Annotated in this window: 19 protein-coding genes; 11 read left to right on the top strand and 8 right to left on the bottom strand. The window is 73.9% G+C overall.

The window, feature by feature from the left end; translation table 11 throughout:
- From AB0D67_RS33360 to AB0D67_RS33345, 4 genes are all read right to left on the bottom strand, one after another.
- Positions 1–154 (bottom strand): helix-turn-helix domain-containing protein (locus AB0D67_RS33360; RefSeq protein WP_362944851.1); only part of this gene is annotated, 154 nt, incomplete at its 3' end.
- Positions 151–729 carry an IS607 family transposase gene (locus AB0D67_RS33355; RefSeq protein WP_362944845.1) on the bottom strand — a complete coding sequence of 193 codons (579 nt, stop codon included), beginning with the start codon at positions 727–729 and terminating at the stop codon, positions 151–153. The genes AB0D67_RS33355 and AB0D67_RS33360, both read right to left, overlap by 4 nt.
- Before the next feature lie 195 nt (positions 730–924).
- Complete coding sequence (locus AB0D67_RS33350; RefSeq protein WP_362944843.1) at positions 925–1,125, bottom strand: hypothetical protein; 201 nt, start codon at positions 1,123–1,125, stop codon at positions 925–927.
- Complete coding sequence (locus AB0D67_RS33345) at positions 1,122–1,256, bottom strand: hypothetical protein (RefSeq protein WP_362944841.1); 135 nt, start codon at positions 1,254–1,256, stop codon at positions 1,122–1,124. Before AB0D67_RS33345 ends, AB0D67_RS33350 begins: the two co-directional genes overlap by 4 nt.
- Positions 1,257–1,408: 152 nt before the next feature.
- Here AB0D67_RS33345 and AB0D67_RS33340 point away from each other — a divergent pair, with 152 nt between their 5' ends.
- The gene (locus tag AB0D67_RS33340; RefSeq protein WP_362944839.1) at positions 1,409–2,173 is read left to right on the top strand and encodes a GntR family transcriptional regulator; all 765 of its coding nucleotides are present in this window, start codon (positions 1,409–1,411) and stop codon (positions 2,171–2,173) included.
- A 60-nt stretch (positions 2,174–2,233) separates the two neighbouring features.
- On the opposite strand, the gene AB0D67_RS33335 is transcribed toward AB0D67_RS33340, so the two are convergent.
- Positions 2,234–3,463 carry a serine hydrolase domain-containing protein gene (locus AB0D67_RS33335; RefSeq protein WP_362944837.1) on the bottom strand — a complete coding sequence of 410 codons (1,230 nt, stop codon included), beginning with the start codon at positions 3,461–3,463 and terminating at the stop codon, positions 2,234–2,236.
- Between the two features lie 94 nt (positions 3,464–3,557).
- The gene (locus AB0D67_RS33330; RefSeq protein ID WP_362944835.1) at positions 3,558–4,220 is read right to left on the bottom strand and encodes a DUF4097 family beta strand repeat-containing protein; all 663 of its coding nucleotides are present in this window, start codon (positions 4,218–4,220) and stop codon (positions 3,558–3,560) included.
- A gap of 249 nt (positions 4,221–4,469) precedes the next feature.
- Between AB0D67_RS33330 and AB0D67_RS33325 the strand changes: the two genes are divergently transcribed.
- On the top strand, positions 4,470–5,249 hold the full coding sequence (locus AB0D67_RS33325; RefSeq protein ID WP_362944833.1) for a helix-turn-helix domain-containing protein: 780 nt from the start codon (positions 4,470–4,472) through the stop codon (positions 5,247–5,249).
- A gap of 30 nt (positions 5,250–5,279) precedes the next feature.
- On the opposite strand, the gene AB0D67_RS33320 is transcribed toward AB0D67_RS33325, so the two are convergent.
- Positions 5,280–7,664: a glycosyl hydrolase family 65 protein gene (locus tag AB0D67_RS33320; protein ID WP_362944831.1), complete on the bottom strand. Its 2,385-nt coding sequence runs from the start codon at positions 7,662–7,664 to the stop codon at positions 5,280–5,282.
- A gap of 244 nt (positions 7,665–7,908) precedes the next feature.
- On the opposite strand from AB0D67_RS33320, the gene AB0D67_RS33315 reads away from it, so the two are divergent.
- The 9 genes from AB0D67_RS33315 to AB0D67_RS33275 are packed head-to-tail and all read left to right on the top strand — an operon-like array spanning position 7,909 to position 15,460.
- The gene (locus tag AB0D67_RS33315) at positions 7,909–8,349 is read left to right on the top strand and encodes a hypothetical protein (RefSeq protein WP_362944829.1); all 441 of its coding nucleotides are present in this window, start codon (positions 7,909–7,911) and stop codon (positions 8,347–8,349) included.
- Positions 8,346–9,326, top strand: coding sequence for a hypothetical protein (locus AB0D67_RS33310; RefSeq protein ID WP_362944826.1), 981 nt, complete (start codon positions 8,346–8,348; stop codon positions 9,324–9,326). Before AB0D67_RS33315 ends, AB0D67_RS33310 begins: the two co-directional genes overlap by 4 nt.
- Entirely contained in the window at positions 9,313–10,581 is a 1,269-nt protein-coding gene (locus AB0D67_RS33305; protein ID WP_362944824.1) for a V-type ATPase 116kDa subunit family protein, read from the top strand. Before AB0D67_RS33310 ends, AB0D67_RS33305 begins: the two co-directional genes overlap by 14 nt.
- Positions 10,581–10,931 (top strand): ATP synthase subunit C, encoded by a 351-nt coding sequence (locus AB0D67_RS33300; RefSeq protein WP_362944822.1) that lies wholly within the window; start codon positions 10,581–10,583, stop codon positions 10,929–10,931. The genes AB0D67_RS33305 and AB0D67_RS33300 overlap by 1 nt, the downstream gene beginning before the upstream one ends.
- A gap of 15 nt (positions 10,932–10,946) precedes the next feature.
- On the top strand, positions 10,947–11,150 hold the full coding sequence (locus tag AB0D67_RS33295; RefSeq protein WP_362944820.1) for a hypothetical protein: 204 nt from the start codon (positions 10,947–10,949) through the stop codon (positions 11,148–11,150).
- The gene (locus AB0D67_RS33290) at positions 11,147–11,659 is read left to right on the top strand and encodes a hypothetical protein (RefSeq protein ID WP_362944818.1); all 513 of its coding nucleotides are present in this window, start codon (positions 11,147–11,149) and stop codon (positions 11,657–11,659) included. The genes AB0D67_RS33295 and AB0D67_RS33290 overlap by 4 nt, the downstream gene beginning before the upstream one ends.
- Positions 11,656–13,422: a V-type ATP synthase subunit A gene (locus AB0D67_RS33285; RefSeq protein ID WP_362944816.1), complete on the top strand. Its 1,767-nt coding sequence runs from the start codon at positions 11,656–11,658 to the stop codon at positions 13,420–13,422. Before AB0D67_RS33290 ends, AB0D67_RS33285 begins: the two co-directional genes overlap by 4 nt.
- Positions 13,419–14,792 (top strand): V-type ATP synthase subunit B, encoded by a 1,374-nt coding sequence (locus AB0D67_RS33280; RefSeq protein ID WP_362944814.1) that lies wholly within the window; start codon positions 13,419–13,421, stop codon positions 14,790–14,792. The genes AB0D67_RS33285 and AB0D67_RS33280 overlap by 4 nt, the downstream gene beginning before the upstream one ends.
- Entirely contained in the window at positions 14,789–15,460 is a 672-nt protein-coding gene (locus AB0D67_RS33275; protein WP_362944812.1) for a V-type ATP synthase subunit D, read from the top strand. The genes AB0D67_RS33280 and AB0D67_RS33275 overlap by 4 nt, the downstream gene beginning before the upstream one ends.
- Here the strand turns inward: AB0D67_RS33275 and AB0D67_RS33270 are convergent.
- Positions 15,436–18,570 (bottom strand): cytochrome P450, encoded by a 3,135-nt coding sequence (locus AB0D67_RS33270; RefSeq protein WP_362944810.1) that lies wholly within the window; start codon positions 18,568–18,570, stop codon positions 15,436–15,438. The two genes, AB0D67_RS33275 and AB0D67_RS33270, sit on opposite strands and share 25 nt — an antisense overlap.
- Between the last annotated feature and the right edge of the window lie 60 nt (positions 18,571–18,630).

Here is an 18,630-nt window from a genome sequence, read left to right as displayed (position 1 = left end):
GCCACCAGCAGGACGTCACCCAGGACACGGCCCAGTTGTAGGCGGCCCTGGCCGCACCGCAGTGTGACCTCAGCGCCTTGTCCTGCGCCGCGTTCGGATCGAGAGCGAACCGATATGCCTGGACCACGAAACCGGGCTGCGGCTCGAATTTCATCGTTGGCTTTCGTTCGCGGTTGCTGCGGCGATGGCTCTGGCGGCACGGTTCTTCGCCGCCCGTTGCCCGTACAGGCGGGCGCACATGGAGGTGAGCATGTCGGTCATGTCGCGTACCAGGTCGTCGGTGCTCTCCTCCGGATCGAGGATGATCAGCTTCCTGTCGGTTGCGGACAGGGCGGCCTGCAGGTGCTCGACGCCGAACCGGGCGAGGCGGTCTTTGTGTTCCACGACGATCACGGTGGCTCGCGGGTCGGACAGAACGCGGTGCAACTTGCGGCGCTTGCCGTTCAAGCCGGAGCCGACTTCAGTGACGACCTCGCCCACCGGCAGGCCACGCTTTGCGGCCTCGGTGACAACGCGAGCGACCTGCCGGTCAAGATCTGGTTTCTGATCCGCCGACGAAACCCGGCAGTACGCGACCACATGGCCGGAAACGTGCTTGAGCGGTTCTTCGACGATCCACGTGCCGGAGGGCGCCTGGCGGACGGGTACAGGCATCTTGCCGTCTTTTACCCATCGCCAAGCGGTCTGATAACTCACGCCTTGCTGGCGCGCCCACTCCGAAAGCTTCACAAATCCATGATACACGACTATGCATGACCATGTTTGTCTATAAAACTTTGAACAGTTGCCAACCCCGGATGCCGCGCCCGGCCGGACGTCCGATGTGGCCCGCCCCGAGGGGACACGGGACGGGCCGGCCCGGCTGCGCCTGGGGGTATCGGCGGCGTGCCGGGAGCTTGTGACGGCTGGGTTGGTGTTCCGGGATCAGCGGGTGCCGAGGATCGGTGTTCCCTGAGAGGGCACCGGCTCGTGTTTGCCGGTGGTCTCCGATTCGGCACAGGGCACACGATCGGTGTCGAGGTCCCAGCGGCTGACCCGCCGCAGGTGAACCGGGCCGTTCGGCCCGACCCTGCGCTCCAGCTCGCAACCGCAGTGGCGGCATTCCAAGGGAGGCTGAGCCTTCATGGCTTCTCCGCCTGTTCGTGCGGGGCGATGGCGAGCTTCTCGGGATCGGCGCCATCCAGGATGCGGTCATCGATCAGGACGAGGGTCGGCTCAGGCGCGTCGATGAGGTGCCGCTGTTCGTCCTGCCGCACATAGGACAAGCAGGCACGACGGACCGGGGCATGAGAGACGGGCATCGGCAGTCCAAACTCAGTCTTGTATACCTGGATGGCTAGTTCGTATACGAAGTTTCCTGATCGTGTACGCTCCCGTCAAGCCAGATACGAAGATTGGGAGGCGGAGCGTGAGCGGTCGGACACACGCCTACCTCCGCGTGGCCGATGAGCTGCGAGAACGTATCCGCTCAGGACGTCTCAAGCCGGGCGAGAAGCTGCCGTCCCAACGGCTGCTCGCCGAGGAGCATGGCGTCTCCGAGATCCTCATCCGGCGCGCGCTCGACATCCTCCGCAACGAGGGCCTCATCGAATCCCGGCAGGGATCAGGTAGCCGTGTCCGTACCCGCCCACCGATACGCCGGCTCTCCATGGACCGCTACCTCGCCGACGCCGTAGGGTCGGCAGCCGACCCACAGACGTCGTTCACGCATGACGCGGCCATCACCTGGTCGCAGTACCGCCTCGACAAGGCGTTCGCGTGGGTCGAAGCCGATGGGCGCCTCGCTGATCTGTTCGGCGTCGCGCCCGGAACCCGCGTACTGGAGCGCAGGTTCGTGTTCTACGCCGACGACGAGCCGTCGCAGATGTCGCGCTCCTGTCTGCTGGCGGCCGACGTCGAGGGGACGCCGGTGGCGGATCCGCGCAACGAGCCCTGGCCCGGAGGCAACACCGGGCAGCTGCGCAGCCTCGGCATCGAGGTGACCCGAATAAAGGAGTCGACCGCGGTCCGCATGCCGACACCGGAGGAGGCGGAACGGTTGCGGACCGGTGCCGGCGTGCCGGTGTTCTCCATCACCCGGCAGACCTACTCCGGCGAACGAGTCGTCGAGGTCGCCGACCCCATCGTCGTCCCGGGCGACCGCGCCATACGGGTAGATGTCATCGACCTGTAGCCGGATGTGCGAAGAGGCCCGCCCCTTTGTGGGACGAGCCTCCCGGGCGAGGGTTCGCCGTCAGTCGTCGAGGGCCTGGTAGAGCGTGGTCCAGAAGTCGTTCATCAGGTGTGCCGGGTTCGGGACGGTGTAGCCGAGCTGGCAGAGCAGGATGCCGACGAGGCCGTTGGCCGGGTCGGCGTAGGCAGAGGTGCCGCTGCCGCCGTCCCAGCCGAACTGGCCGACGGGCGCGTAGTCGCCGCGGTAGGTGCGCACCGCCATCCCGAGGCCCCAGCCGCCCTGCTGCCCCTGGCCGAAGGAGATGTGCACGTTGCCGGTGGCCAGGGCGGTGCGGGCGGCGTTCTGCTCGGGCGTGAGACGGTTGGTCGTCATCAGCTCCACGGCGGGGCGGGACAGGATCCGCCGGCCTTCGTGGACGCCGCCGTTGAGCAGCATCCGGAAGTAGGCGTGGTAGTCGTCGGCGGTGGAGACCAGGCCGCCACCGCCGCCCTGGAACGCCGGGGGACTGCTCCAGCGGCCGTCCCGGGGCTCGTCCCAGACGAGGAACTCGCCGGTGGCCGGGTCGGGGGCGTAGAGCGGGGGCAGCCGGTCGATCCGGTCGGCGGGCACGTGGAAGCCGGTGTCGGTCATCCCCAGGGGCTCGAAGACGCGCTCGCGCAGGAACTCCTCGAACGACCGGCCGCTGACCCGGGAGACGAGCACGCCGGCCAGGTCGCTGGCGATCTGGTACTGCCACTGCTCGCCGGGGTGGTAGGCCAGCGGCAGCGCGCCCAGGCGGCGCATCCACTCGTCCTGCTCCGGCACCTCGACCGGCAGGTTGGGGGTGAGCCCCTGCTCGAAGACCGCGTTCATGATCGGTTTGCCCAGCGCGGTGAAGTCCAGGCCGAGACCGAAGGTGGAGGTCAGAACGTCCCGGACGGTGATCGGGCGGCGGGCCGGCACGGTGTCGTCCAGCTCGGCGTCCGGCCGGGTCAGCACCCGGCGGTCGGCCAGCTCGGGCAGCCACGGGTCCACCACGTCGTCCAGCCGCAGCCGGCACTCGTCCAGCAGCACCATCGCGGCGGCGATCGAGACCGGCTTGGAGGTGGAGGCCATCCGGAAGACCGTGTCCCGGCCCATCGGCGCGCCGCCGTCGTGGCGCATCGTCCCGATCGCCTCGACGTGCGTCTCCTCACCCCGGCTGAACAGGGCGACGAGCCCGGGGATCCTCCCCGACTCGACGTGCCGCTCCAGCACCTCGCGCAGCCTGCGCAGCCCCGTCGCCGAGAATCCGCCGTCGACCTGACTCATCGTGAATCTCCTCAAGTGTGGTTTTCGATCTCGCATGCCCGGCCCCGGTGCGCCGGGACGGGGTGAGCAGAGGGCGCCGCGGGCCGGCCGTGGGTCAGAGGCTGCGGGCGGTGATGTCACCGCTGGTGGTGGTGGCGTGGACGTCGAGGCCGGCGGTGCCGTCGTTCTTGAAACCGTTGACGATGCGGCCGTGGGAGGTGCCGGCGTCCAGGGTGGCGGAGACGCCGGCGGCGGCGCCGATCGAGATGTCGCCGGACTGGGTGCGGAGCACGACTTTGCCGCCGACGGCCTCGGCGACGGTGATGTCGCCCCTCGCGGTGGCGATCTCCGCGGGGCCGCCCAGCCGGCCGATCTCGACGTCGCCGTCGGTCGCGGTGAGACGGAGGCCCGCGGTCTCGTCCAGCTTGATCCGGTGGTACGCGCCGTCGAAGGCGACGTCGCCGAGGCGGCCGACGGTCCGGAGTTCGGCGGCGGCCGTCTTGGCCTCGACGCGGGAGCCGGCGGGCAGCTTGACCGTCACCTCGACGGCTCCGGCCGGGCCGAAGTGTCGGTTCTTCGCCGGGGTCTCGATCCGCAGGACGCCGTCGGCGTATCCGACGGTGGTCTGCTCGGCCGCGGTGACGTCACGGTCCTTGGCGGGGTTGGCGGGCAGGACCTCGACCGTGGTGCCGGTCCGGTCGGCGGCGATGAGCCGGACGCGTCCGGCGGGGATGTCGAGGACGGCGGTGATCGGGGCGGGGGTGTCGAACGTGTGCATCGTGGCTCTCCGTCGTGCTTGCGGCTCTCTGTTTCGAACAATGGAAAAGCTACGTTGCTTTCTATATTTGCGCAACAAGATCTTTGCTTTTAAACAGTGTTTTAGCAGGTAGAAGCAGATTAATCGTTGCAGTCACCTCTCGCTTAACGCAACCGCAGAGTCGTCGCCCGTTGCAACGAATTGAAAGTGAACGCTATGGTGGAGGCGTCAGGGAGCACCGGGCGCCCACGGGGCACGAAGGAGACCGCGATGCCGGGAGGCAGGCTCACCCAGCAGGACCGCCAGCAGATCGCACTGGGACTGGCCGACGGCCTGGCCTACGCCGAGATCGCCCGCCGTCTCGACCGCCCCACCTCCACGATCACCCGTGAGGTGATGCGCAACGGCGGCCCCACCGGCTATCGCGCCGACCTGGCCCACCGCACCGCCCAGCAGCGCACCCGCCGGCGCGGGCAGCCCTCGCCCGGAGGGGCGCAGGCGTCCCCGCAGCCCCACGGGCGCGACGCCGAGGCCGTGCGCGACTACCAGGAGACCCTCACCACCGTTCTCATGGCCTCGGGTCTGCCCAAGATGATGGCCCGGGTGATGGGCTGCCTCTACACCACCGACGCCGGCAGCCTCACCGCCTCCGAACTCGCCCGGCGTCTCCAGGTCAGCCCCGCCTCCGTCTCCAAGGCGATCGCCTTCCTGGAGGGCCAGGACCTCGTCCGCCGGGAGCGCGACGAACGCCGCCGTGAGCGCTACGTCGTCGACGACGAACTCTGGTACCAGTCCATGATCGCCAGCGCCCGGGCCAACGACCGGTTCATCGAGACCGCCCGGCAGGGCGTCGCCGTCCTCGGCCCCGGCACCCCGGCCGCCGTCCGCCTGGAGAACTCGGCCCGCTTCCTCGACTTCGTCAGCGAAGGGCTCATCCGCGCCGCCGAGCAGGGCCGCGAGGTCCTCCACTCCAGAGCCGCGACCCCGGACGGCACCGCCGGACCGGGGCCGGACCACGGGCGGCCGCCCGTCCCGACGGCCACCGCGTGACACGGGCCGGGAGGGTCGATCGCGGAGCGCTCAGTCCAGCGGGAAGGAGCGGCGTTCGTCCGGGCCGAGGCACGTGTCCCGGCCGCGGACCGTCACCCGGAAGCGGCGGTGACCGCCGCCGTCGCGGGTGACCGTGATCCGCCGGTGGTCCGCCTCGACGAACAGGGACGTCCCGCGGACCCGGATCGGCAACGCGATGCCGCCCAGCCGGTCGAGGGGCAGTGGATCGAGGCCGATGCCGTGCTCGTGGATCTCCAGGCCGAGGTAGCGGCGCTGGAGCAGGTCGAGCGTGCCGGCCATGGCGCCCAGGTGGATGCCCTCGGCGGTGGTGCCGCCCTGCACGTCCTCGACGTCGGCGAGCAGGGCCTCGGTGAAGAAGTGCCAGGCGCCGGCGGGCTGGGACCGGGCCAGCACCCAGGCGTGCACCACCGCGCTGAGCGTGGAGCCGTGGCAGGTGCGCCGCAGGTAGTACGCGACGGTGCGGTCGGTCAGCCTGCGGGAGGCGGGGTAGCCGAGGCGACCGAGGATCTCCCGCACCTGGGCGGAGCCGAGGAGGTAGAACAACATGAGGACGTCGGCCTGTTTGGACGCGCGGTAGAGGTCGGGGTCGTCGCCCTCCGCCTCCAGGGCGCGGTCCAGCCTGCGCACGCCCGCGTAGCGCTTCCAGTCCAGCTCGGCCAGATCGGCGTATCCGGTGAACTGGCTGATCACCCCGTCATGGAAGTCGACGCGCATCCGGCGGGTGACGTCCCGCCACCGGTCGAGCTCCCCCGCGGTGACGGCGAACCTCTCGTGCCCGTGGACCAGGTCCAGGACCTCGCGGGTCCGGAGCAGCAGCCACACGGTCATGACGTTGGTGTAGGCGTTGTTGTCCAGGCCGGGGGCGGACGCGCCGGGGTAGGCGTCGTGATACTCGTCCGGCCCCATGACGCCGTGGATCCCGTAGCGCCCCGAGCGGGGGTCGAGGACGGCGAGCGAGGCGAAGAACCGGGCGATCTCCACCAGCAGCTCCGCGCCGAACTCCGTCAGGAAGGCGGTGTCGCCGGTGGCCAGGTGATGGTGCCAGACGTTGTAGGCGACGGCCAGCCCGATGTGCCGCTGCAGGCGGGAGTGGTCGGGCAGCCAGCGGCCGGAGTCCGGGTTGAGGTGCAGGGACGGGGTCTCCTCCCGTCCGTCGCTGCCGCTCTGCCAGGGGAACATCGCGCCGGCGTGCCCGGCCCGGCGCGCCGCCCGCCGCGCGGCCGGCAGCCGCCTCCAGCGGTAGAGCAGCAGCCCCCGGGAGACCTCCGGGAGGCGCAGGTCGAGCCAGGGCAGCACGAACAGCTCGTCCCAGAACACGTGGCCCCGGTACGCCTCCCCGTGCAGGCCGCGGGCGGGCACCCCGACATCGAGGGCGGCGGTGTGCGGGGAGAGCGTCTGCAGCAGGTGGAAGACGTGAAGGTGGACGATCTGGGCCACCTGGGGCTCGCCGACGTCCATGAGCGCGCGTTCCCACAGCCGGTCCCAGGCGTCCCGGTGCCCGCGCAGCAGCTCCTCGAAGCCGGGTGCCCGCCGTACCAGATCGACCGCGTCGAGCGCGGGTGACGTGGTCAGGGCGATCGTCTTGGTCAGGGTCGCGGTCCGCCCGCGGCGCAGGCTCAGCGTCGGCTCCCCGGCGATCCAGGCGTCCCCGAGGACCCAGGCGTCCCCGGCGATCCGGGGGTCCTCGGCGATCCGGGGGTCCTCGGTGATCCGGGGGTCCTCGCACGCCGCCTCCCGTCCGGTCTGGTGATCGGCGGTGACGCGCATGGCCAGCGAGATCGGCGTACCCGAGGCGCGGGTTCGCGTGCGCAACCAGGCACACCCGTCCCGCGTGCCGGTGGCGTGCCCGATCAGGTGGTCGCCGCGCAGGTCGCGGTAGCGCCGTACGCCGCGGTTGGTGACCCTCCCGTCCAGTACCGCGCGCACGCGGAGCGGCCCGGACCAGTTCTCGGCGGTGAACGCGCACTCCAGGGCCGCGAGGTGCGGGGCGGCCATGGACACCAGGCGGCGCTGGCGTACGGACGTCACACGCCCCTGACCGTCCCGGAAGCGCAGACGGCGGTGGAGCACGCCGTGGCGCATGTCGAGTTCCTGCTCGTATCCGAGCAGGTCGGCCGTCTCGGGGCGGAACCACGGGGCACCGGAGGCGGCGAAGGTGAGCGGCAGCCAGTCGGGCAGGTTCACCAGGTCCTCGTTGACGACCTCCCGCCCGGCGACCCGGGAGGTCAGCCGGTCGTAGCAACCGGCGGCGTACGTTCCGGGGACGCGCATGACCAGGCCGTCCGGCGTCGCCCCGCGGGTGGCGAAGTATCCGTTGCCCAGGGTGCAGAGGGTCTCACGCACCCCTTCGGACCGGGGGTCGAATCCCGTGTACGCCAGGGTCCACGGGTCCATCGCGCCTCCGCCCCGCTTCGCTCGGCACTCTTCTCAGGACGTTACGGACCCGTCCGGCGCGACGGCAGGGCCGAAAGTCCTCTCCCGCGCCGTTCGCGGCCCCGCGCGGACGGACGGCCCGGACCCCTGGAACCGCCGCCGACGACCGTCGAATCCGCAGGTCACACCCTTGAGAAGCCCCGTACGGGGGCATCACCTTCAGTGACGGCCACGCGGACGACCGGCGAGGCGGAGGCGACGGGAGGTGACGGAAGTGGCGGTGACCCGGCTGGGTGACTTCCTGCAGCGGTTCCGGCCCGGCGCGGTGCCCGGCGCGCCGGCGGCGGTCCCGGCCGACTACGCCACGGGGGACGAGTCCGAGCTCGACGTCGTCTTCGCGGCCCTCGCCGACGTGCGGGACGTGTGCGCGGCCGAGCGGTCACGGGGCGAGAGCCGGGCCGCGGAGATACGGGAGCGGGCCCGCGCCGAGGCCGCCGCCGTCGTGGCGGCGGCGCGGCGAGAGGCGGAGGCCGCGAGGGCGCGGGCGTCCGCCGCGGAACGGCGGGCGGCCGACGAGAGCGAGACCGCCGTCCGGGAGGCGGAGCGGGCCGCGGACGAGATGCGCGCGCGGGCCGGGGCCCGCGTGACGGCCGAGGTGGCGCGGATCGTCGGCGAGGTCAGGGCGCTGGCCGGTGGGCCGCCATGACCGCCGCCTGGGTCGCCGGTTCGACGCGGGCCAGGGCCCTGGCCCGCAGGGCGGCGGGCCGGGCCGTCGCCCGCCGGGTCGCCGGGTGCGGGTCGGTGGAGGAGGCGCTGGCCGTACTGGCCGTCACCTCCTACGGGCACGACGTGCGGCGTGGCCAGGATCTGGGCGAGGCCCAGTGGGCGGTCCTCGCCACACTGCTGTGGCACCTGCGCGTGCTCGCCGGCTGGCTGCCCCGGGAGGGCGGGCAGCTGGTCCGCGTCCTGACCCGGTGGTTCGAGATCGCCAACGTGGACGAGCTGATGTGCCGTCTGGCGGGACGCCCGGCCGATCCGGAGTTCACCCTCGGTTCCGCGGGTACGGCCTGGCCGCGGCTGCGGCGGTGCGGCTCGCTCGCCGAACTGCGGACGGCGCTGAGGGGATCGCCGTGGGGCGACCCGGGCGGTCCCGGCCACCGCGAGATCCAGCTCGGCATGCGCCTGGCGTGGGCCGGGCGGCTCGCCGACACCGTGCCGCCCGCCGCACGAGCCTGGGTTCTCGGCGCGACGGCGCTGCTGGTGGCCAGGGAACGGTACGCCGAGGGGCGCGAGCTGCCCCCGAGGTCACGTGATCGCTGCCGTGCGCTGCTGGGAGCGGACGCCGTAGCGGCGGCGTCCGTGGCGGAGATGGCCGAGCGCCTCCCCTTCACCGCCCGCTGGGCGTTGCGCGGGATCGGCGGTCCCGAGGCGCTGTGGATCGGCGAGCGGCACTGGTGGGCGCGCCTGGAGGACGACGGCCGGAACCTGGTCGCGGGGCCGGGTTTCTCGGCGGCTCCGGTGGCGGGGGTGGCGGCGGTGCTGGCCGCCGACGCCCGGCGGATCCGCGGCGCGCTGGAACTGGCGGCGCGGGGCGGTGACGGCGATGCCCTCGAATCCACCGCCCCGGACGGCGGCGTGGTCGGGCCCGCCGGGTGGGGCGGTGACGGCGATGCCCTCGCCTGACCGCGTGGGCTGGCGGGAGGCCCTGCGCCCGGTGCGCATGGAGCGGGTGGCGATCGTGGCCCCCGTGGAGTCCCTGGACGAGGTGCTCACCCGGGTGGCGGACGCCGGGGCGGTGGAGCTCTCCACACCGCCGGACGCCTCACCGCGGACCGTGGCAGGGGCGGCCGTGGTCCGTGAGGGGGTCGCGGCGCTCGCCGGGTGGACGCCCGCCGGCGTGGTCGGCGACCTGGCGGCGCGGGTGGCGCCCGCCGGGGGCGCGGTCGTGCCGATCGCCCGCCCCAGAGGCGTCGAGGCGCCGTCCGTACTGCGCACGGAGGGGCTGAGCGGGTCCCTGTCCCCGCTGGTGTCCGCCTACGGGACCGTGCCGTACTCCGACATCGACCCCACGCCGCTCGCGGCCGGCGCGTACGTCCTGATGTTCGGCATGATGTTCGGCGACGCCGGGCACGGCCTGCTGCTCCTGTGCGCCGCGGCGGGGTTGTTCCTGGGCCGTCCACGGCGGCTCGCCCGGTTCCACCGGGCGTGGCCGTTCGCGGCCGGGGCGGGGCTGGCGAGCGTGCTCTTCGGCCTTCTCTACGGCGAGTTCTTCGGGCCGACGGGCGTCGTGCCGGTGCTCTGGCTCGCGCCGCTGTCCCATCCCCTCCAGCTGCTGCTCGCCGCCGTGAGCGCGGGCGCGCTGCTGCTCGGCGCCGCCTATCTCCTCGGCATCGTGAACCGGTGGCGCGAGGGCGGCCTCCAGGCCGCGCTCTACTCCTCCGCCGGGATCGCGGGAGCTGCGGTGTTCCTCGGGTTCGGGCTGGCGTTCGCCGGGTGGTACCTGCGGCTGGACGGGCTCACGGTGGCCGGGGGGCTTCTCGCCGCCGCCGGGCTCGCGCTGGCGTTCGCCGGTTTCCTGGCGGAGGCGGGCGGCGGCCTCGACGGTACGGCGCAGGCCGCCGTGCACCTGTTCGACGTCGTCGTGCGCCTGGGCGCGAACGTGGCGTCGTTCGCGCGGCTCGCCGCCTTCGGGCTCACCCACGCGGCCATCAGCTCGATCGTCTGGTCGGCCGCCGCCGCGCTGTGGCCCGCGCACCGCGTCGGCGCCGCGGCGGTCTTCGTCGCGGGCACCCTGCTCGCGCTCGCGATCGAGGGCCTGGTGGTCGCCGTCCAGGCGCTGCGCCTGGAGTACTACGAGCTGTTCTCCCGGCTGTTCCAGGCCGAGGGGCGCCCGTTCCGCCCGTGGCGTCCCGCGCGGACGTCCAGGGAGGCGATGTGATGTCCGTCCGGCTCCGGCGCGGCCTGCACGCGGTGAACGCCGTCATCGTGCTGGCCGCCCTCACGCTCGTCGTGTGGGCGCTGACCGGCGGCGGCGCGCAGGGGGCCGCGGGGGCTGCGGCCGGTGCCCCGGCGGCGGCGAGCGGGACGGCACTGCTCGGCGCGGCCATCGCCGTCGCGGGCTCGGCGATCGGCGCCGGCATCGCCGTGGCGTACACGGGCGCCGCGGCCCTGGCCGCGATGAGCGAGCGGCCCGAGCTGTTCGGCCGGGCCATCGTCATCGTCGGCCTCGCCGAGGGCATCGCGATCTACGGGCTGGTGATCGGCATCATCCTCATCGGACGGGCGTGAGCGGCCGTGGCGAGCGTGGCGATCATCGGGGAGGCCGTCCGCGTGACCGGGTACGGCCTGGCCGGCGCGCTCGTCCTGCCCGCCGAGGATCCCGGCGAGGTGCGTGCGGTCTGGCGGGACCTGGATCCGGACGTGGCCGTGGCGATCCTCACGCCGCGGGCGGCCGCCGCCCTCGCCGGTGCGGACGGCGGGCCTCTGCGGGTGGTGATGCCGGGGTGACCCCGATCCGGGAGGCGCTGGAGCCCGTCGCCGCGGCCCTGGTACGGCGGGCGCGGCTCGACGCCGACGCGGTGATCGCCGCCGCCGGGCGCGACGCAGAGCGGACGCTGGCCGAGGCCCGGCGCGCGGCGCGCGACACGGTCGAGGAGGCCGCGGAACGCGGGGCGGCCGAGGGCCGGGCGCACGCGCGCGTCACACGGATCCGGGCCGGGCGGCGCGCCCGCGCCGTGGAGCTGGCCGCCAGGCGAGAGGTTCTGGAGGAGCTGCGCGAACGCGCGGTGGCGGCGGTCACGGCGCTGCGGGACGACCCCTGCTACCCCCGCCTCGTCGAGCGTCTGACCGAGCTGGCCAGGGCGTCGGGCGGCGCGGACCTGACGGTGCGCGAGCATCCCGAGGGCGGGATCGTGGCCGAGGGGCGGGACCGCCGCGTGGACTGCTCGCTGCCCGCGCTCGCGGGCCGGGCCGTGGACGCGCTCGGAGCCGAGACGGCGCGGTTGTGGACGCCGTGAACGCCACGGACGCCGTCAACGCCACGGACGCCGGGGACGCCACGGACGCCGGGGACGCCGGGGACGCCGTCAACGCCTGGGACACCGCAGGCACGGTGAGCAGGGTCAACGGGCCGCTGGTCGAGATCGACGGCCTGGCCGGGGCCACGATGTTCGAGCTGGTCGAACTGGGACCCCACCGGCTGCCCGGCGAGGTCGTCTCCCTGCGCGGCGCGCACGCCACCGTCCAGGCGTACGAGTACACCGGCGGGCTGGCCCCTGGCCACCGCGCCGGACTCCGGGGGGCGCCCCTGTCGGCCCTGCTCGGGCCGCACCTGCTGGGCGGGGTGTTCGACGGGCTGCTGCGCCCCCTCGGCGGCGCGGGCCTGTGGCTGGACCCGGCCACGCCCCGGCCCTCGCCGGCCGACCGCACCTGGGAGTTCGCCCCGCTGGCCGAGCGGGGCGCCGTGGCCGGAAGGGGCACGGCCCTGGGCGCCGTCCGTAGCGGGGCGTCGCCGCCCTACCTGGTGCTGTCGCCGGGCGGCGAGGTCTCCGCGATCCGGCGGGCCGGCCCGTGCCGGGCCGCGGACCCGGTCGCGGTCGTCGGCGGCGCAGAGGTGACCGTGGAACGGCGGTGGCCGGTCCGGCGGCCGCTGCCGTACGCCGCCCGCCTGGACGAGGTGACGCCGCTCACGACCGGCCAGCGGGTCATCGACCTGCTGCTGCCGGTCTCCCTGGGCGGCACCGTCGCGGTCCCCGGCGGGTTCGGCACCGGCAAGACCGTGCTCCTCCAGCAGATCGCGAAATGGTGCGACGCGGACGTGGTGGTCTACGTCGGCTGCGGGGAGCGCGGCAACGAGATGGCCGACGTCGTGGCCGAACTGGCCGGAATGCCCGACCCGCGGACCGGAGGGCGGCTCGCGGACCGGACGGTGGTGATCGCCAACACCTCGAACATGCCGATGATGGCCCGCGAGTCCAGCGTCTACACCGGCGTCACGGTCGCCGAGCACTTCCGGGACATGGGCTACGACGCGGTGGTCATCGCGGACTCGACGTCCCGCTGGGCCGAGGCCCGGCGCGAGCTGGGCTCCCGCTCCGGGGCGCTCCCCGCCGAGGAGGGCTATCCGGCCGACCTCGCCTCCGCGCTGGCGGCCTTCTACGAGAGGGCGGGCCGCGTCACCACGCTCGGCGGCCGTACGGGCTCGGTGACCGTCATCGGCGCCGTCTCCCCGCCCGGCGGTGACCTGACCGAACCGGTCACCACGCTCACCCAGCGCTTCGTCCGGTCGCAGTGGACGCTCGACCGCGACCTCGCCTACGCGCGCCACTACCCCGCCGTCTCCTGGAGCGGCTCCTTCTCGCGCGACGCCGACGCCCTGACCGGCGGAACCCCCGAGGGCGCGGCGCGGCGGGCACGGGTGGCGGCGCTGCTGGCCGAGGCCGACCGCCTGGCCGCGCTGGCCGAACTGGTCGGCGCCGGGACGCTGCCCCCGCACGAACGCGTCGCGCTGCTCGGCGGGCGGCTGGTCCGCGAGGGTTTCCTCCAGCAGAGCGCCCTCAGCCCCGCCGACGCCCGCTGCGGGCCCGCGCGCACCGCGGCACTCGCCGACGCCCTGCTCGCGGTCGTCGACCGTGCCCAGGCCCTGGCCGGGCAGGGGGTGCCGGCGGCCTCGATCGAGGACCGCGACTTCTCCCCCCTGCTCCGCGCCAAGGACGCGCCCGAGGAGGAGATCCCGGCACGCCGCGACGCCGTACTGCGGGAACTGGAGGCGGCGCGGTGACGGTGTGGGCCCCGGTGGAGTACACCGGCGTGGCGGAGTTGCGTGGCCCGCTGGTCCTGGTCCGGGGCGTGCGCGGCGTCGGGTGGGACGAGTACGCCACGATCGAGCTGGAGTCGGGAGAGCGCAGGCACGGCCTGGTCCTGGAGACCGACCGCGACCTCGCGGTCGTCCAGGTCTTCGAGGGGACCGCGGGGCTGCGCGCCGAGGGCACGCGGGTGGCCTTCACCGGAAGTCCGCTGCGCGTCCCGGTCGGCGCCGGCTGGCTGGGCAGGGTGTGCGACGGACGCGGCCGGCCGCTGGACGGCGGCCCGCCCGTTCTCGGCGCCTCCGACGCCGCCGTGAACGGGTTCCCGCTCAACCCGACGCGGCGCGAACCCCCCTCCGAGCCGGTGCTCACCGGGATCTCGGCCGTGGACGCGCTCACCACGCTGGTGCGCGGGCAGAAGCTCGCCGTGTTCTCCTCCGGCGGCCTGCCCCACCTGGAGCTGGCGGCGCAGATCGCCGCCCAGGCCGGCACCGGCGGCACGGCGTTCGCCGTGGTCTTCGCCGCCATCGGGCTGACCCACGCCGACGCGGCGAGCGTTCGCGACACGCTGGAGGAACGGCTGGCGGCGGGGGAGTCCGCCCTGCTGCTCAACCTCGCCGACGACCCGGTGATCGAGCGCGTCCTCACCCCGCGGCTCGCCCTCACCGTCGCCGAGCACCTCGCCTTCGGGCTGGGACGGCACGTCCTGGTCGTCCTGGCCGACATGACGAGCTACTGCGAGGCGCTGCGCGAGGTGTCCTCCGCGCGCGGTGAGATCCCCGCCCGGCGGGCCTACCCCGGCTACCTGTACAGCGACCTGGCCTCCCTGTACGAGCGGTGCGGGCGGGTGACGGGCCTGGCGGGCTCGGTGACCGTGCTGCCGGTGCTCACCATGCCGGCGGGGGACATCACCCACCCGGTGCCCGACCTGACCGGGTACATCACCGAGGGGCAGATCCTGCTGAGCCGGGACGTGCCCGTGTACCCGCACATCGACCCGCTGTCCTCGCTGTCGCGGATGATGCGGGCGGGGGTCGGGCCGGGGCGGACCAGGCCGGAGCACATGGACCTCGCCGCCCAGCTCCTCGCCGCGCTGGCCCGCGCCCGGCAGGCGGCGGAACTCGCCGAGCTGGTCGGCGAGGGCGCGCTCGGCGCCGTCGACCGCCGCTACCTGGCCATGGCCGAGGCGTTCACCGGCGGGCTGCTGGCCCAGCGGCCGGACGAGGCCCGCTCCCTCGACGAGACCTTCGAGCGGGCCTGGCGGGTGGTGTCCGTGCTGCCCCGGCGGGAGCTGTCCATGCTGTCGCCCGCGGCGCTCGACGCGGGATACCGGGAGCGGACGTGACCCCGAAGGTCCCGCCGGGACGGGCCGGACGCCTGTGGTTGCGGCACCGCCTGGCCGCCCTGCGGCGCGGGCTGACGGTCCTCGACCGCAAGCGCCGCATCCTGCGGCTGGAACGGGACCGTCTCGCGGACGTCGCGGCACGCACCGGCGCGGGCTGGGAGGCTGCCTGCCGGGAGGCCGACGCCTGGCTGCTGCGCGCCTCGCTGCTGGGCGGGCACCGGGCGATCCGGCTCGCCGCCGGCGGCCCGCTCGCCGAGGTCCGGGTGGAGTGGGCCGACTCCATGGGAACCGGCCACCCCGGCCACGCCGTCCTCCGGCCGTCCGAACCGGGCGCGCCGCCCCCGCTTCCGGGTACGGCGGCGCTCGTCCCGGCCAGGGACGCCTGCCTGGCCGCCCTGCGCGCCGCGGTCGAGCACGCGGCGGCGGCGGAGGCCGCACGGATCCTCACCGAGGAGGAGGCGGCGACCGGCCGGCGGATCCGCGCGCTGCGCGACCTCCTCCTTCCGCGTCTGGAGGCGGAACTGGCCGCCGTGGAGCTGGCCCTCGACGAACTGGAGCGCTCCGACGACGCCCGGGTCCGCCGCGCACTGGCGTCCCGGGATGGTGCACCGGCGTCCCGGGAGGGCGCACCCTCCCGGGAGGGTCAGGCGAAGACGTCCTGCTGGTAGCGGCCCTCGGCCTCAAGGGCGCGCAGCCACTCCTCGCCGTCGCCGCCGGTCCGCTCCCGGTGGATCTCCGCCAGGACCCGCCGTACGGCGGGCGCCATCCGCAGGCCGTCACCGCACACGTAGACGTGCGCGCCCCGCTCCAGCAGTTCCCACACCCGGTCGGCGCGGGCCGCGATCGCGTCCTGGACGAACCGGAAGGGGTGGCCGGGCACGGCGGAGAACGCCAGGTGCACCCCGGTGGTCCCGGTGTCCTCCCACGCCCGCAGGTCGTCGCGGTACAGCCAGTCGTGCCCGGGGTGGCGGCAGCCGTAGAACACCTCGGCCGGGCCGGTCGCGCCGTTCAGCGCCCGCTCCTCCAGGAAGCCCCGCAGCGGCGCGAACCCGGTGCCCGGCCCCACCAGGATCACCGGCGTGGCCGGGTCGCCGGGCAGCCGGAACGGCGGGGCGGGGACCCGCACGTAGCCGTAGAACACCTCGCCGGGTTCCAGCCCCGCCAGGTAGGCCGAGCACATCCCCCGGTAGGAGCCGCCGCCCGACCAGGCCGGGCCCTCGACCAGCCCGACGGTGATCCGCACCCGGCGGGGGCCGGCCAGCGGCGAGGACGAGATCGAGTAGTAGCGCGGCCGGATCGGGCCGGCCAGCTCCAGGAACACCGGCAGGGGCAGCGTGATCGCCGGGAAGCGCTCCAGCAGCGTGAGCACCGAGACCCGCTTGGCCAGGACCTCGTCGGCGTAGTCGTCGGCGAGGGCGGCGAGCCGTTCCGTGGTCCAGGGGCATCCGGTGTGCGCGGCCAGCGCCGCGAGGTCGGAACGCGTGGCGACCTCCTGCAGCTCGGCGAACTCCGACAGCAGCAGCCCGGCCGTCACCGGGGTGTCCACCGGCAGGTGGGTCGTGCCCCGCGCGCGGAGCCGTACCACCTGGTCGCGCGGGACGCGCAGGCAGCGCAGCGCCCACTCGACCAGCTCGGGGTCGTTCTTGCCGAAGACGGCCAGGTGGTCGCCCGCGGTGTAGGTCACGCCCTCCGGCAGTTCGGCCACGATGGAGCGCACCCCCGGCCGCGGGGCCTCCAGCGAGAGGTCCCACAGCCCGGCCGGGTCGCCGGTCAGCTCCTCGTTGGACAGCACGGTCAGCGGGACCGCCTCCGGGGACACGACGGAAGGACGCACGTCGGCCTCGGTGAGGACCTCCATCTCGTAGCGGGGCGCGGCGTCGGCGGCGGCGGCGGTGCCGTACTCGGCCGCCAGCGCCGCCCACAGCCCGGCGGTCCACGCCGACACGTCGCCGTCGAAGTCGCCGTCGGCGTCGGCCTCGCCCCGCTCGACCAGGGGCACGGCCCCGGCGCCGACGAGCTTGTCGAAGGCGCGGCGGGGGAAGCCCTGGTAGGTCGGCCACTGGGTGTTGCCGCAGCCGAGCAGCGCGAGCCGTACGCCGTCCATGGGCGGCAGGCCGTCGAGCGCGTCGAAGCGCTGGGCGTTGTCGGGCGCCTTGCCGTTGTAGGTGGAGGTGACGACGACGAGCGCCCCCTCGGACGGCGGGACGAGGTCGTCGAGCGTGGTCAGCGTGGTCGCGAACCCGGACCGCGCGGCCCGGTCGGCCAGCCGCTCAGCGATGTCGGCCGAGCTGCCGAGGTTGGAACCGTAGGCGACGGTGAGGGCGGTGCCGGAGCCGACGGCGAGCGCCGTCTCGGCGGCCTCGGCGGCGTCCTGCCCGGTGTCCGCCGCGGCCCCCGCCGTCCCCCTCTCGTACGGCCTGCGCTCCCGCACGCCGATCGTGAAGTCGTCGGGCTTGAGGGTGAGCGTCTGCTTGATCCGCATCCGGTAGACGCCGGGGTCGGAGACCGCGAGCCTCTGCAGCACCATCGCCAGGGCGAGCCGGGCCTCGGTCAGCGCGAACTGCCGCCCGATGCAGGCCCGCTCGCCGTTGCCGAACGGCTTGTAGGCGGCCGGGTGGTGGGCCGCCTTGTTCTCCGGCAGCCAGCGGTCGATGTCGAACTCCTCCGGCCGGTCCCACGCCTTCGGGTGCCGGTGCAGCGACGGCAGCAGGACGACGCAGGTCTGCCCCTTGCGGACCGGGTAACCGCCGATCGCGGTGTCGTCGAACGCCTTGACGCCGAACGCCGGGATCGGGGACCAGATCCGCAGCGTCTCCTCCAGGATCCGCGGGATCACGTCCAGCTTCATGATCGTCTCGTACGTCGGCGCCGTGTCGCCGGGCAGCAGCCGGTCCGCCTCGGCGTAGGCGAGGGCGAGCACGTGCGGGTTGCGCAGCAGGTTGTACAGCGCGAACGACAGCAGGCCGCTCGTGGTCTCGTGCCCGGCGATCAGGAAGGTGAGGACCTGGTCGCGGATGTTCTCGTCCGACAGCCGCTCGCCGGTGCGCGGGTCGGCTGCCTCCAGCATCAGGCCGAGCAGGTCGCCCGTGCCCCCGCCGCCCTCCTCGCGGCGTCGCCTGATCACGTCGTCCACCAGGTCCTGCATCACGCGGATGTCGGCGCGGTAGTCCTCCTCGCGCCTCTTCTTCATCCTGGTGACGACGGGAAGCTGCCGGTTGCGGAGCATCGCCTCGGTCAGCGCGTTGCCCATGGACCGCAGGAAGGGGTGGAGCTCGTCGGAGGAGAAGGAATCGAACCGGTAGCCGAACCCGGTCAGCGAGATCGTGTCGAGGGTGAGCCGGGTCATGTCCTCGGGCACGTTGACCCGGTCGGACCGCGACCACTTGTCCACCAGCGCCTCGGCGACCTCCAGCATCTGCGGGAAGTACGTCTTCATGGACCGCTGGCCGAACGCCGGCATCAGGATGCGGTGCGCCTGTCCCCAGACGGGCTCGTCGTGGCGGGCGGTGAACAGCCCGTCGCCGCTGAAGTCGCGCACGATCGACAGCGGCGGGTCGATGCCCTTGTAGAAGCGCGTCTCGTCGCAGACCTCGGCGACCAGGTCGGGGTCGTAGACGAACAGGACCCGGCGGCCCAGCAGGTCGAGCTGGAAGATCCCCTCCTCGTGCTCCGCCGCGGTCTCGTCGAAGAACGCGGCGGGCGAGTGCGCCGGGACCTGCAGGGTGTTACCGAGCACGGGCAGCCCCCGGGGGGCGGGAATCGACCGAGTCGCGGCCATGGAAATCCCTCCTTCGGCGGCGGCTCCCGCACCGCCAGCCATACACCGTATGGAAGCTAT

This window comes from Streptosporangium sp. NPDC048047 (genome assembly GCF_040653115.1).
In the GTDB taxonomy this organism is placed as follows: Bacteria; Actinomycetota; Actinomycetes; order Streptosporangiales; family Streptosporangiaceae; genus Streptosporangium.
Note: the sequence above shows the minus strand (reverse complement) of the source record. Positions and strands in the feature narration are given on the sequence as shown.